The sequence below is a fragment of the Streptomyces sp. NBC_01508 genome (assembly GCF_045040315.1).
GTDB lineage: Bacteria > Actinomycetota > Actinomycetes > Streptomycetales > Streptomycetaceae > Streptomyces.
In genome coordinates, this window is record NZ_CP109419.1 from 249,852 (window position 1) to 262,468 (window position 12,617).

Consider the following 12,617-nt stretch of genomic DNA (forward strand, 5'->3'; position numbering starts at 1 on the left):
GCCGACGCCCGCCGACCGCCGTGGCGGCGGCGAGGCGGCGAGGCGGCAGCGAGGCGGTCGAACCTGGAGTACCCGCACATGAGGCCGAGACCGCCCCGCCTGCCCGTGGCGGTGCCGGTGCGCCCGCACCGCGGGAAGCCGAATACTCAGCTGCGGGTTCCCCCGCGGCGCACTACGGTCGCACGCATGCCCGAACCTGCCAAGATCCGCCGGTACACCGCCACGGACGAGGGCGCCTCGATGGACCTGTGGTCCAGGGCCAGCCTCATCGCCCATCCCTTCATCCCCGGTGAGGGTCAGGGTGAGCGCGCACGCAAGATGCGCGAGATCTATCTCCCCCACGCCGAGAACTGGGTCGCCGAGTCGGACGGTCGCGTGGTGGCCCTCCTGGGCCTCCTGGACGCCGAGATCGGCGGACTCTTCGTGGCTCCGGAGGCCCAGGGCACGGGAGTGGGCCGCCGCATGGTCGAGCACGCTGCGGCGCTGCACGGCTCGTTGTCGCTCGACGTGTACGAGAAGAACGCACGGGCCCGTAGCTTCTACGCCCGAATGGGCTTCGTGGAGGAGAGCCGCCGCGTCGACGAGGAGTACGACGAGGTCATGCTCAGGCTCACCCGGCCGGCCCAGGAGAACCGGGCCTGAGGCTGCGTTCGGCTCAGGGCCTGCCTCTCGGGGGCGCATTCGCCCGCCGGCCTTCCTGTGTGCGGCGGCCGGTGGAGCGGGCCGTACGCGGGTCTCCCGGCCCTCTGCCGCAGTGCCCACACGCCGCACGGGAGCCGGACGGGGGTTGCGGGTGTGGGCCGGACCGGGAGCGGCGCGCCTGTCAGGGCACTCGGGCGACGCCCCCGTAGATGTCGGTTCGTTCCGGGGCCGTTCCGGCGGCTGGACGCCACAGCGGGCAGGAGACGATGCCGGGCTCCAGAATGTTGAGGCCGTCGTAGAAGGCGGCGATCTGTTCGGGGCTGCGCAGGACGTAGGGGACGGCGCCGGTGTCGTTGTAGCCCTGCTGGGCCTTGGCGAGTTCCGGGTCGGTGTCGCTGCCGTCGTAGTGCACGAAGTAGCTGCCGGAGGGCAGTGCGGCATGGAGATGACGGACGATCGCTTGCGCCTCCTGGTCGTCCGGTATGTGACCGAGGATGCCCATGAGCATCAGGGCGACGGGCTGATTGAATTCGAGGATCCCGCGGGCCTCGTCGAGGATCTTCTCCGGGTCGTGCAGGTCGGCCTCAATGGATTCCGTGATGCCCTCGGGCGTCGCGTGGAGCAGTGCCCGCGCGTGTGCCAGGACGACCGGGTCGTTGTCGACGTAGACGACCTTGGCCTCGGGGTCGATCCTCTGGGCGACCTGGTGGGTGTTGTCGTTGGCCGGCAGACCGATGCCGATGTCGAGGAACTGGCGAACCCCCAGCTCACCGGCGAGGGCCGTCACCGCGCGGATCAGGTACTTGCGGGACTCCTGGGCCATCGCCACGACTTGAGGGGCGATCTCGCGGTAGGCGTCGCCGGCCTCTTGGTCGACCTCGTAGTTGTCCTTGCCGCCCAACCAGTAGTTCCAGATGCGCGCGGAGTGCGGGACGCAAGTGTCGATGTCGGGCACGGTGTTGTCTCCGGAGAAGGGGTCACGTCAGTACCGGCCGGGGGGACGGGGTCGGCGAGCACGGAGTCGGCGAACATGGACGGCCCTTCGGCCGAGCCCGACGGGGACGTCGGCTTGAACCTTCGGAGCGGGACAGCTGTGGGCACGCGGGCATCCTCTTGTGTACGGGGGAGCTCCTGTGTCAGGGGCCGGCGGCCGAGGAGGGTTGTTGTTCCCTCCCCTGGCTTGGGCACGTCTGTCCTGGACACGGTGCGTGCTGTCACACGCTGCCGGAGCTCCACCAGGGCTGAGGTCGGATTCGTGTTCTGGTGGTGCCGTGAGTTGGTTCAGTGGTGGCCGTTCCTTCGCCGAAAGGGGCGGCCGTCGCGCTCCGTGCGGCGTAGTGCTCGTCTGCGGGCGGCCGGTGTCAACGGTCCTCCGGTGGACGGTTGTTGAGGGTCAGCGGTCGCACAGAGGTGCGCCAAGGATGGCAGCCAGGACCGCCGGCGTTCTCCCTGCTGACGGCGCGCCCTCCCCCGGGACGGCTGTCGCGGATCACGCCCGTTCATTCGCCCTCCCGGTCTGTTCGACGCGTACGCGAGCGGAGCACCGGCTCGCACCGGCTCACGGCATCTCACCACCCCCAACTGCACCGTCAATGCGGCGGGTTGGACATACTCAAGGGGTTGCGCGCGAAGATTGCAAGGTACAAAGTTTGCACTGCCCGCAAGTTGAAGAAAGTGCCGGAAGGGGAGTCCGTGGCTCGCGAAAGGTCTGGCAGGACCGTCGCGCACCGCGTTCTCGCCACCCGGCTCAGAACCCTGCGCGAAGCCGCGGGGATATCCCGAGAAGAAGCCGCCGACGCGCTCGGAGCCCACGCGGCAACCGTCCGCCGCATCGAACTGGCCGAGACATCCCTGGATGAGGGCCAGGTCCACACCCTGCTGACGGTGTACGGCGCGGGAGTTGTCGAGATCGAGGGGTTCCTCGGGCAGCTCGCGAAGGCCAATCTCCCGGGGTGGTGGCATCCGTGGCGGTCTGTCCTGGAGGCATGGCAACTGGACCTGATGAGTGTGGAGTCCGCGACCCGGATCATCCGCGTGTGGGAGCCGGCACTCGTCCCTGCGCTGCTGCGTACACCGTCCTACGCTCGCGCCGTCGATGACGTCCGCAGACCTGAGCTGTCCCCTGCGGACAAGGACCGGCGGACTGAGTTGCTCATGGAACGCCAGAAGCGGTTGTGTGACCAGAACACGCGCGTCTGGGCAGTCATGTCAGCCGCGGCGTTGCGTACTCGGGTAGGCGGCGAGGGGGTGATGGCCGAGCAGCGGCAGGCGCTGCGGGCAGCCGTCGAGCGCCCCGATGTGACTTTGCAGATCCACCCTCTGGAAGGGCCTTTCCACGTCATGACCGGCATGCCGACCGTAACCCTGTACCGGGTCGACGTGCCGGAGATCCCTGATCACGTGGTCCGTGAAGGAGGTCTGCCCGGAACCGCCGAAGTCTCCGACACACGGCACGTGGTGACGGCGTATCACGTGTTGCTGGACCACGCCTGTGTCATCGCATCCCACCCTGCCAAATCGAAAGAGGCATTGGAATGACCGAACCGACCCATCCGTCCCCGCAGATCGATACGTCCGTCGCTCACAGTGCGCGCGTCTGGAACTACTGGCTGGGTGGGAAGGACCACTATCCCGCCGACCAGGCCGCCGGTGACGCCTACAGCAGCAAGTACCCCCATATCGTCCCGTTCGCCGGGGAGTCTCGGGACTTCCTGCGGCGTACCACCACGTTCCTGGCCGGGGAAGGCGGGATCCGGCAGTTCATCGACCTGGGTGCCGGGCTGCCGACGAGCAACAACACCCATGAAGTCGCACAGCGGATCTCGCCCGACTGCCGGGTGGTCTACATCGATCACGACCCGATCGTGCTGCTGCACGTCCATGCGCTGCTCACCAGCACCCCCGAAGGCGCTACGGCCTACGTGCAGGCGGACATGCGTGACACGGACACCGTCTTAGCGGGTGCGGCCAAGACGCTGGACATGACCAAACCGATCGCTCTGGTCATCAGCGATGTGCTGGGCCATATCGTTGAGTGGGACGAGGCCCGGGGTCTCGTGCGCCGGCTGATCGACCAGCTTCCGCCGGGCAGCTACCTGTCGCTGAGCCACTCCACCGCCGCGGACGGGGAACACCAAGCGGTGCAGGACGAATACAACAGCTCCGGGGCGATTCCCTACATCTTCCGGGAGCCGTCGGTGGCCATCGAGCTCTTCGAGGGCACCGAACTGATCGAACCCGGGTTTACGAGTTGGCCGCGCTGGCGCCCCGACGCGAACACCGGCCGTCTCACCGACCGTGCGGGCTGGGGCGGGGTGGCTCGGATCTCATGATGACGGGCAGTGGGGGGTCCGCGTCTTCCTCTCCCGTAGAGGTGACGCGGTATCAGGTGGTGCGACGGCTCACCCGTGCAGCGGCCCACTCGGACGCCCAGCTGATCGCCGAGGCCGCGGCCCTGGCCGAGGGCTGGGCGGTCCTGGTGGACCTCACGGGTGGCGTCGTCTGCAGCACGCCCCACACCGCCGGCCCTCAGGGGGTGCGCGCCGCCGCGCACCCCCAGCTCCACCCGCGACTGACGATCCGCAAGATGGCCGGTGCCGTCCTCGTCGTCGGCCCCGGCGCGGTGTCCCCCGCATCCCGCGGCGACCTGGTCGCGCGAACCGCCGTTGATCTGCTCAGAATGCGGGCCCGGGTTCGCCGGGCGGAGGAGACACACCACGCTGAGCAGCGGCTGCACACCGCCGTTCTGCGTCTCCTGCTGAGCGGGCAGCCTCATCTGGCCACCGATGTGCTGGGCGGCGCCGCCGTCACGCATGCCACGGTGTTCCGGCTGGTCGGGCAGTCGGTACATACCGCGTACCAGGCCCACTGGCGAGCGGCGCGGCCCAGCGTGTCCCTCAGTGACCCCCGCTTGCTGGTGTGTGTGGAGGGGAATGAGCTGGTGGTCGTCGCGCTCCACGGCATGGGCAACGACCACTACTCGGTACGCCCGCTCCTCACGCGCATCGCCGCCCAGCATTGGTTGGCCGGGGGGTTTTCGGACCCTCTGCCGCTGGACATGGTCGCCACCGCATGGGCCGAGGCCGGGAACGCGCGGCACGGCGCAAGTGCCGGCTTCCTGACGTCCGCGACCGTACTGGGTTCGCGCGGGCTGCTCCACGTCATTGCGACCCATCGGCTCACCTCCTGGTCAGCAGCGGTCCTCAAGCCCCTCGACCGCGAGCAGCACCGGACGCTGGAGGCATACCTGCGGTCGGGATCCGCTCAGGCCGCCGCATCGGTGCTCGACGTGTCCGAAGGAACCGTGCGCACACGGCTGCGCGGGATCGGTACTGTGCTCGCAGCCGAACTGGACAACCCCACCGTGCAGGCACAGCTCCTGCTGGCGATGCGGGCCCCGGCCGCTCCCCCACAGATCAGCTCGTCCACACGCCTTGTTCCCGATCCCCCGCTGCCTACCGATCTGCTCAACGCCGAGCACGCCCGTCGCTGGGCCTCGGCCCTTCTCGAACCACTGGACCAACCGTTGCGTATCGCCCTTCGGTGCTGGCTCCAACACCGTGGCCGCACGGCTCCCGCCGCCTCTGAGCTGAGTCTGAGCCGGAGCACCCTCACCGACTGGCTGAGCAAGTGCGGCAGGGCACTGTCCCTCGATCTGTCGTCCGCGACGGTGCGGGCGGAACTCCACCTGGCCGCCGAGACGATCGCGACTCCCGGCGACGGCCCGGCTCTGCTGCCACGGCGAGGAGGCAGAACGTATCGCGGGCAACGGCCTCGCTGAGCTGATTCCAACCTGTCGGCGACGGCCGCATGCCCGGCGGCGGGCGACCGGAACGCGCCGGCGGTGTCTGCCCGCAGGCCGACAGGCCTTGCTCGCCTTGGCTCACCTACGATGCGGCGATACCTATGCCCTGCTCGCCGCCGGGTTCCGCATGGGCATTGCGACGGTCTGTCGCCACATACGCGAGGCAATCGACGTCTTGGCCGCCCTCGCCCCGACCCTGACCGAGGCGATGAAGACCATCCGGACCAAGGCGTTCGTGATCCTGGACGGCATCCTCCTGCCAATCGACCGGGCCTCTGCCGTCACCTCGTACCACTGCGGGAAACACAAGCGTCACGGCATGAACCGCCGTAGCCAAGCCGCGGTGCTGGGCGGATAGGGCGTACCAAGGAGTCGGCAACCCCGTCCCCGTCCCGTTCCGAGGCCGCCGGCCCTGCCCACCCCACCGAGGCCCAGCGGCGACAACCCAGCCATAGCCGAGCGCTTTCGCCAAGAGACGTTAAAGAAGGGGCTGTGACGGACCTCGCCCGACGCACCGTCACCTGCGCGAACGACCGCCTGAAGTCCCATCAGAACGTGCGTCAGCTGCAGATCGTGGGCAACGCCAGCCTCACCCACGGTCGGCGCGATTGCATGGCGGAACACATATCCACCAGGAACGAGGGCTTCGGTAGCCTCTCCAGCGGCTTCATCCACGAGCAACCCCACCCTCCGGAGATGCCTTACCGATGACAGCGTCGCGAGGCCGACCTCGCGCACCGCTCGGCACCGCGCGCCGGTCATCCGGTGTGCCGGTACCGCGCAGCAGCGGCGGGTTGAGCAGCCAGGCGTCTCCCCGGCAGTAGAGGGCGGCCGGTGGGAGGGAAGCGTCGGTCGCCGGTGGGCTTGACGAAGCCCGTCGTGTTGAGCACCTTGCGGCGGAAGTTGCTCGGGTCCAAATGCTGGCCCCAGATCACCTCGTAGACCGTGCCCAACTCGCTCAGGGTGAGGTATTCCCCGCAGAAGGCAGTGGCGACGGCGGTGACGCTCCACTCCAGCAGGTCCACCACCGCGACAGCGCCCGCTCCACGTCACCAGCGCGAACCCGTCGCCCACCGCCAGCACCGACGCGGGCCCGCCGCCTTTGACCGGCAGACCCACCGAATCCACCACTGCGCCCGACGCCACCTCGACGACCGGCAGCACATCCATCAGCCGGCACGCGACCAGCAGACGACCGCCGCGCTCGACCAGGCCGCGCGGCTGCGCGTGCGCACCCAGTTCAGCCCTCGACGCCACCCGCACCCACTCAGGGCGACCCTCCGACAGCCCGGTCGCGGATCAAGTACGGCGACCGAGCCCGCGCCCCGTTCGCAGACGTAGCCCACTCTGCCGTCACCGGAGACCGTCAGCGCACCCGGCTCGCGGCCAACAACCGGCCGCTTCCGGGTCTTCGCCACGCTCCCCAAGCGGATGCTCTACGTCGCCTTCACCCGCGCTATGAGGAGCCAGTACGTACTCGGCTACGGCACCGTGAAGAACCCTCCGATCCAGAGCGGTTACGAGCAGATCGTGACGGCTCTGACCGAGCGCGACAAGAAGAACGCCGCTCGCGCCCTCGGCATCGATCCGGATCTTCTGGACGACAACAACGACAGCGCCGCTCCCGGCAGCGCCGACGACCGCTCCGCGGTCACCGCGGCCGTCTGACCAACCGCCGCCAACACCCCATGCCGCAGGGGCGGGTGTCCCGCTCGCGAGAACACCCCCCTGCGGTCCGTACTTCTCGCCCCTGAATGACGCAGCCCGAAGTAGGACACACAACGACCGCGTTCGGCGCACAGGGCGACTCCGACGAGCTCGACCCCGCCCCGCTCGCCACCTAAAACCTGATCATCTGCCATCAGGACCAGATCGTCTTCCACGACTACTACGAGTCGCCCGAGCAGTCGCTGCGCTGCCTGCGACACCTGTCCGGCACGGGGCATTCCGGCCGTCGTGCCGCACAGACAGCGGCGCCCCGCCCTGAGAAAACCGCACGCGCCGAGCGCCGCCGCACGTACATGATGGGCTATTCCGCCCCAGCCCAGGAGAGGCAATGCACTCCCACATAGATGGCCTGCTCGACCCCGCTCTTCTCGCGCGAAGCCTCGACGCCGGCTACGTCCGCGAGCAGACCCACCCCACCCTGCCGCTTCGTATCCTCAACTACGCGGAGAAGGCCGTGTTCGAGCGGGAGTGGAACGAAGTCACCAGGCAGTGCCGCGGGTTGATCACCGACCGCCAGGGACGGATCCTCGCCCGGCCGTACGCGAAGTTCTTCAACTACTCCGAGCACCCCGAGGGCACCTTCGACCTGGACGACACGGTCGTGGTGACCGACAAGCTCGACGGCTCGCTCGGCATCCTCTACCCGCTGCCCGACGCCGGCCACGCCATCGCGACCCGGGGCTCGTTCGCCTCCGACCAGGCGCTGCACGCAACGAAGATCTGGCAGGAGCGCTACGCCGACACCACGTCGATCAAGCCCGGCGTCACCTACCTCTTCGAGATCATCTTCCCCGAGAACCGGATCGTCTGCGACTACGGCACCCTGGACGACCTTGTCCTCCTCGGCGGCGTTGACATCGCCACCGGCACCCCACTGCCCGCCGACGAGCTGCCGTGGGACGGCCCCCGCGTCGACACCTTCGCCTTCAACACGCTCACCGACGCCCTGGCCGCGTCACCGCGCCCCGGCGCCGAGGGCTTCGTGCTGCGCTTCCCCGGCCACGACAACACCATGATCAAGATCAAGCAAGACGACTACGTGGCACTGCACCGGATCATCACAGGGCTCAACGCCCGCGCCGTCTGGGAACGGCTCGGCGCGGGCGACACCATGGTCGAGATCTGCGACAGCCTGCCCGACGAGTTCCACGACTGGGTCAAGCACGTCGCCGCGGACCTGACGCGGCAGCGCGACGCGATCCTCGCCGAGGCTCTCGACGAGCACCAGCGCATCCTCGACGGCCTGCCGGAGGGATGGACGCGCAAGGACTACGCCCTGCACGCCAGCCGCTCGCCGATGCCTGCCTGGCTGTTCATGCTCCTGGACGGCCGCGACCCGTCGGACCGGATCTTCCACACCCTGCGGCCCGAGGCCGACATCCGGCCCTTCAACACCACCGAGGACAACTCCTGATGCCCACGCTGCACTTCACCCGCGGCCTGCCCGCCAGCGGCAAGACCGCCTGGGCGCGCAGCTGGACCGCCGAGAACCGCGCGGGCCGGGCACGCGTCAACCGGGACGATCTGCGCACCATGCTCGATTCCGGCGAGCACATCAAGGGCGTCACCGAGAAGCGCGTCATGGCAGTCCGGGACGCGACGATCCTCAAACTGCTGCGCCAGGGTTACGACGTGGTCTGCGACGACACCAACCTGCCGCAGCGCGTCGCCCGCGACCTGGCCCGCCTCGCAGACCGTGCCGGTGCCGAGCTCGGCATACACGACTTCACCCACGTACCGCTGGAGACGTGCCTGGAGCGCGACGCTGCCCGTGAGGCGTCCGTCGGCGAGGACACCATCCGCGGCCTGCACCAGCGCTTCCTGGCGGGGAAGTCGTCGCCGCTTCCCCTGCCGGAGGAGAGCCGCGCCGCCGCTCCGGTGGGGCTGCAGTACGAGCCGAAGCCTGACAGCCCCAAGGCCGTCCTGGTCGACATCGACGGGACCGTCGCCCTGATGAACGGCCGCAGCCCCTTCGACGAAACGCGGGTGCTCCAGGACCTCCCCAACGCTCCGGTGATCAGCGTCGTGCGAGCCTTGCACGCGGCAGGCCAGCGCATCGTGTTCCTCTCTGGCCGCACCGACAGTTGCCGGACCGCCACCGGGGCATGGCTGAACGAGCACGTCGGTGTCCCGTACGACGGGCCCTTCATGCGGCCCACTGGCGACTTCCGCAAGGACTCGATCGTGAAGGTCGAACTCTTCGACGCCCACGTACGCGACACCTACAACGTCACCTGCGTACTCGACGACCGCGCTCAGGTCGTACAGGCGTGGCGGGCCATCGGGCTGACCGTACTTCAGGTCGCCGACGGCGACTTCTGACGCCACCACGCCGTCTCACAGTGCCCAGAGGCGTTTGCCCCCCGTTCTGCCGGGGCGGGACGGGTCCCGTAACCGCATACCGACTCGCTTCCGCCGCCCGTCCAACCCCGGGCCGCCCGCTCGCCAGCGGCAGACGGCACTGCCCGAACGGAGCTCCCGCATGGGCGCCTACGACTTCATCACCTCCGGTACCGACAGGGACGCCGAACAGGCGTTGGTGGCCGGCAGGGCGGAAGTGTGCGGGGAGTTCGGGCACTGTGGCAACACCGGGACGATCGCGGTACGACGACGCGGGGGCGGCGAACACCTGCGGCCACGGATCCACCGCGCCCCGCCCACGTGAACGGGGCTACCGCGCGGCAACCCTCCCGGCCGCGAACGCGACCGTCGTGCACTTCGCCGGCGCGCCGGCCGCCCTTACCGTCACCACCGCGCGGCTCGTCCCCCTCTGACCGGCCTCGGTCCACCGCCGCGGTCGCAGAATCACGAGGACGACAAGGACCCGGTACGTGGCCGACGGAGCTTGACCATCAGGAAACCGGCCACCGTGAGCGCGATCCCGAGCACGAGAGTCGTGAGGGCCCCGATCTGGATCGTTTCCCACGTGGCGCTGGTCGTGCGCCGGCACACCGTCGATTCGCACTCCCACGTAATCAACCTCCCGTCCGCAATCCAGGCGACGGCCATACCGAGACCGAACAGCCATATTCCGGACCAGAACATTCTGCGAGCCGCGAGCACATACCCTCGCGAGTGTGTATCGACCATGGCACTACGGTCCCAACCACCGGTGCCAGCGGGCAAGACGGCGGTGTGCGTACGCGCGATGAGGGACGCACGCCGTGTTCCGTTGATGTGTGGTGGTGGAGCGGACAGTCGACGTCGGTTCGAAGCTCCGGGCACCTTTGATGAGTGCGGAGAGCCCACCGTTCCAGCGCACGAGGTCGTTCGCGTCCATGGAGCCCATCCTGCTTGATCACACGGTCGTAGTGCAGGGACGGTCTGCCGTCTGCTTGGAGCTGGCATGGTCCGTCGGGTTTGGTACCGGTCGTGTGGTGAGCCGGTCGCTGGTATGCCTCGCCGCCGGTGAGGACTCGTCCCACGTCGTGACGGGTTGGAGGTCGTCGGTTCTTCGAGCCCGGCGGGTGTCCCGGGCCCGGAGTGGTGGGTTTCGGTGCACCGGCCGGCGAGCCGGTTGTTGTGCGGAGGTTCCTGAACCCGCGCCGGACGCGGGATGGGGTGAGCTTGTGCGGCGGGTCGGGCTTTTCCACGGCCGCCGTAGATCGGTGGCGAGCGGTCGGGCGAGACGGAGTTAGGTGTGGGCGGCGACGATCAGCCAGGTCCAGCGGTCGGCGGCGGCCGAGTCACGGAGCCGGGGTCGCGTCCAGCCGAGGGTCTGCTTGAGCATGCGGAAGGTGTGCTCGATATCGGATCTCCGGAGGAACGCCTGCCGGCAGCGGTTAACGTCGGCCGGTGTGGCGCCGGTGCGTGACCACCACAGCCAGACCGGCTTGTTGACCCCGCCGGACGGAAGGTGCTCGACGGCGAGTCGGATGACCGTGCCCTCGATGATGGGCAGCGGCCCGTCATGGTCGAGCCGGGCGGCCCGGCGGATCAGTCTCGGATGCGGTCGGTCCCATGCCCGCGCGGTGGCCTTGCCGTAGAGGCGGGTGTCGGTGACCGTGGCGGCCTGCTCCTCGCCCCAGGTGGCGGGGGCGGCGAAGACGAACTCCCCGCCGTGCTTGGGCGGCCGGCCGCCCTTGGGGTCGTAGACCCGCGGTGGCGTCGGGCGGCGCATCACCCGGTCCGACCGTGTTCGGCCCAGGATCTCGACCGGCGGGTCGGACAGCGGGTGGGCGATGCGTGGAGCGTCGTAGCCGGCGTCCAGCACGATCAGGATCTCCGGATCGCCCGCAACCCACTGGCCTGCGGCGACGAGTCGCTGGACACCTCGCGGACCTGGTTGGCGGTGGCGGCAAGGTCGGCGCCGGGGTCCAGCCGGACCGCGTCCAGGAGCGCGGACCACGAAGTGCGGCCGGTCTCCAGGGCGACGACGACCGAGTACGGCCGGCCGGGCATCATCTGATGCTTGGCGTTGCCGCGGCCGAAGGTGTGGCAGAAGGAGCGGTCCGGCACGGTGCCGGCGTCCGGCCGAAGGCACGGCGAGACGTCCACCGCCACGACCAGCCGTCCGCCGGCCGCCCGGGGCAACGGCGCCCCGGCCAGAGCCCGCCGCAGCTGGACGACATCCATCCGCCCGCGGTTGAGGCCGGCGTGGAGAGCCCCGTGGCCCCGGCGGTGCTCGGGTGCCAGGGCGAGGTCGACCGACGACCGCACCGGCCCGTCGGTGCACAACGCAGCATCGGCCGGCTCGAACAGCGCATCGGCGCGGGCGGTCAGGCAGTCGTAGAAGTCGGTCCGGAGCCGGGACAACACGGTCAGGGACTCGGCGCGGACAGCGTCGTACGACAGACTCACCCTCGCGGCCTTGACATGATCAACAGCGTCTCGACAACGCACAGATCACACCAAGGCCGCACCGCTGTCACACCAGCTCTCAGCAGCCGGCGGGCGTCAACTTCCCCTCCCGGAAAGGACGCCAAAGAACATCTACCCCCTCTAGATGAACTTATCTAGAGGGGGTAGACTCCCTATCTCGTCCCCAGAGAGGTGCCGAAGATGGACTTGCCCAAGATCGTGGCCCGTCGAGCCGGCGGTGGCTGGATGCTTGAAGTGAACGACCTCGCCCCTGCCTACGTTCGCCGGCTGGGTGAAGCAGCCGAGTGTGGACGTGCGCTCTTGAAGGCTGCCGATGCACCTGGCGCCGACCAGGGCGTACAGCTCCAGGTCGACTTGGGCGACGAGCTCAACCGCCGGGTCAAGGCTGCGAATCAAGCCACCGTTGACGCCCACAAGGCCCAGCTTCAGGCTGCGGTGGAACTTCGAGAGGCCGCCGCAGCACTCAAGAGTCAGGGCATGACCGGCCGAGACATCGCCCACGTCCTAGGCGTCTCACCCCAACGCGTCTCGCAACTGCTCACCCAGCCCAACACTCAAGGTTGAAGAACAAGCTCAGCTTCATGGCAGGAACGGGCCCCGGGCACATACGGCGTCCGCAGTC

At 69.0% G+C, this 12,617-nt stretch carries 12 protein-coding genes and 2 pseudogenes; 11 read left to right on the plus strand and 3 right to left on the minus strand.

Annotation, left to right across the window (positions count from 1 at the left end):
• Positions 1–186: 186 nt before the first annotated feature.
• A complete protein-coding gene (locus OG700_RS01170; RefSeq protein ID WP_405607479.1) occupies positions 187–642 on the plus strand; it encodes a GNAT family N-acetyltransferase in 456 nt (151 codons plus the stop codon).
• Positions 643–823: 181 nt separating this feature from the next.
• Here OG700_RS01170 and OG700_RS01175 read toward each other — a convergent pair whose 3' ends face one another.
• Positions 824–1,597: an SAM-dependent methyltransferase gene (locus tag OG700_RS01175; RefSeq protein WP_405607482.1), complete on the minus strand. Its 774-nt coding sequence runs from the start codon at positions 1,595–1,597 to the stop codon at positions 824–826.
• A gap of 737 nt (positions 1,598–2,334) precedes the next feature.
• On the opposite strand from OG700_RS01175, the gene OG700_RS01180 reads away from it, so the two are divergent.
• The 5 genes and pseudogenes from OG700_RS01180 to OG700_RS01200 all read left to right on the plus strand — a co-directional run bounded on the left by OG700_RS01180 (position 2,335) and on the right by OG700_RS01200 (position 6,157).
• Complete coding sequence (locus OG700_RS01180) at positions 2,335–3,180, plus strand: helix-turn-helix domain-containing protein (RefSeq protein WP_405621362.1); 846 nt, start codon at positions 2,335–2,337, stop codon at positions 3,178–3,180.
• Positions 3,177–3,974 carry an SAM-dependent methyltransferase gene (locus OG700_RS01185; RefSeq protein ID WP_405607485.1) on the plus strand — a complete coding sequence of 266 codons (798 nt, stop codon included), beginning with the start codon at positions 3,177–3,179 and terminating at the stop codon, positions 3,972–3,974. The genes OG700_RS01180 and OG700_RS01185 overlap by 4 nt, the downstream gene beginning before the upstream one ends.
• Before the next feature lie 41 nt (positions 3,975–4,015).
• Complete coding sequence (locus OG700_RS01190; RefSeq protein WP_405607488.1) at positions 4,016–5,422, plus strand: helix-turn-helix domain-containing protein; 1,407 nt, start codon at positions 4,016–4,018, stop codon at positions 5,420–5,422.
• Positions 5,400–5,853 (plus strand): annotated as a pseudogene (locus OG700_RS01195) (transposase family protein); the annotation flags it as partial. The gene OG700_RS01190 and the pseudogene OG700_RS01195, both read left to right, overlap by 23 nt.
• 85 nt (positions 5,854–5,938) lie before the next feature.
• A complete protein-coding gene (locus OG700_RS01200; RefSeq protein WP_405607491.1) occupies positions 5,939–6,157 on the plus strand; it encodes a hypothetical protein in 219 nt (72 codons plus the stop codon).
• A gap of 47 nt (positions 6,158–6,204) precedes the next feature.
• On the opposite strand, the gene OG700_RS01205 is transcribed toward OG700_RS01200, so the two are convergent.
• Positions 6,205–6,474, minus strand: a complete 270-nt coding sequence (locus OG700_RS01205) for an NrtR DNA-binding winged helix domain-containing protein (protein ID WP_405607494.1) — start codon at positions 6,472–6,474, stop codon at positions 6,205–6,207.
• A gap of 430 nt (positions 6,475–6,904) precedes the next feature.
• Here OG700_RS01205 and OG700_RS01210 point away from each other — a divergent pair, with 430 nt between their 5' ends.
• The 4 genes from OG700_RS01210 to OG700_RS01225 all read left to right on the plus strand — a co-directional run bounded on the left by OG700_RS01210 (position 6,905) and on the right by OG700_RS01225 (position 9,839).
• Positions 6,905–7,114: a hypothetical protein gene (locus tag OG700_RS01210; RefSeq protein WP_405607497.1), complete on the plus strand. Its 210-nt coding sequence runs from the start codon at positions 6,905–6,907 to the stop codon at positions 7,112–7,114.
• A gap of 388 nt (positions 7,115–7,502) precedes the next feature.
• The gene (locus tag OG700_RS01215) at positions 7,503–8,588 is read left to right on the plus strand and encodes an RNA ligase (RefSeq protein WP_405607500.1); all 1,086 of its coding nucleotides are present in this window, start codon (positions 7,503–7,505) and stop codon (positions 8,586–8,588) included.
• A complete protein-coding gene (locus OG700_RS01220) occupies positions 8,588–9,496 on the plus strand; it encodes an AAA family ATPase (protein WP_405607503.1) in 909 nt (302 codons plus the stop codon). Before OG700_RS01215 ends, OG700_RS01220 begins: the two co-directional genes overlap by 1 nt.
• Positions 9,497–9,656: 160 nt before the next feature.
• Positions 9,657–9,839 carry a hypothetical protein gene (locus tag OG700_RS01225; RefSeq protein ID WP_405607506.1) on the plus strand — a complete coding sequence of 61 codons (183 nt, stop codon included), beginning with the start codon at positions 9,657–9,659 and terminating at the stop codon, positions 9,837–9,839.
• 706 nt (positions 9,840–10,545) lie between these two features.
• Here OG700_RS01225 and OG700_RS01230 read toward each other — a convergent pair.
• Positions 10,546–11,974: pseudogene (locus OG700_RS01230) on the minus strand (NF041680 family putative transposase); the annotation flags it as partial.
• 201 nt (positions 11,975–12,175) lie between these two features.
• On the opposite strand from OG700_RS01230, the gene OG700_RS01235 reads away from it, so the two are divergent.
• On the plus strand, positions 12,176–12,559 hold the full coding sequence (locus OG700_RS01235) for a hypothetical protein (RefSeq protein ID WP_405607509.1): 384 nt from the start codon (positions 12,176–12,178) through the stop codon (positions 12,557–12,559).
• Positions 12,560–12,617 lie beyond the last annotated feature (58 nt).